We start from the raw sequence: 813 nt of genomic DNA, 5'->3' as shown, positions 1-813 counted from the left end.
GGCCCCGCCCACCACGGGCACCATGCCGCTGAGCCTGCAACAGGCCGTGGATTACGCCATTAAGAACAAGTCGACCCTGCTGGCCACGCGCCTGGGCGAGGCTACGGCCGCCGCCCGGGTGGGCGAAATCAAGAGCGCCGGCCTGCCGCAGGTGAACGTGGCCAGCACGCTGTCCGACAACTTCAAGCTGCAAAAGAGCCTGGTGAGCTTTCCGCTCTCGCAAACGGTACTCACGCAGAAGGACCTGGCCGCCGCCCAGGGCGGCACGCAGCAGGTGCTGGGCACCCAGCAGCTGGCCCTGCCGCCGCAGCCGTTCGCTTTCGGCCTGCAGTACGCCGGCAACGCCAGCGCCTCGGTGTCGCAGCTGCTGTTCGATGGCTCGTATCTGATTGGCTTGAAGGCGGCGAAGGTGTACACCGAGTTGGCCAAGAAGCAGACCCAGCAGGCCGAAATTGACGTGGTGGAGCAGGTGAGCAAGGCTTACTACAGCACGCTGGTGGCCCGCTCGCGCCTCGCCCTGCTGGCCCGCAATGTGCAGCGCCTCGACACGGTGCTCTACCAAACGCAGAAGGTGTTTAAGGCCGGTTTTGCCGAGAAGCTTGATGTGGACCGCCTGCGCGTGCAGCGCAACAACCTGGTGGTGGAGCAGCAGAAAGCTCAGCGCCTCACCGAGTTGAGCCTCGGCCTGCTCAAGTTTCAGATGGGCCTGCCGCAGCAGCAGAACATCCAGCTCACCGACTCGCTCGGTGCGGCCGTGGTGGACGCCGGTGCCCTGCGCCAGCGCCTGGGCGTGGCCAGCCTGACCACCGGCGG

At 66.3% G+C, this 813-nt stretch carries 1 protein-coding gene; it reads left to right on the top strand.

The genetic code is table 11. The features are described 5' to 3' along the window. The coding region (locus tag ACYVDE_RS24780; RefSeq protein WP_460504182.1) for a TolC family protein at positions 1-813 on the top strand (813 nt) is incomplete at both ends.

The sequence above is a fragment of the Hymenobacter agri genome (assembly GCF_054778495.1).
Note: the sequence above shows the minus strand (reverse complement) of the source record. Positions and strands in the feature narration are given on the sequence as shown.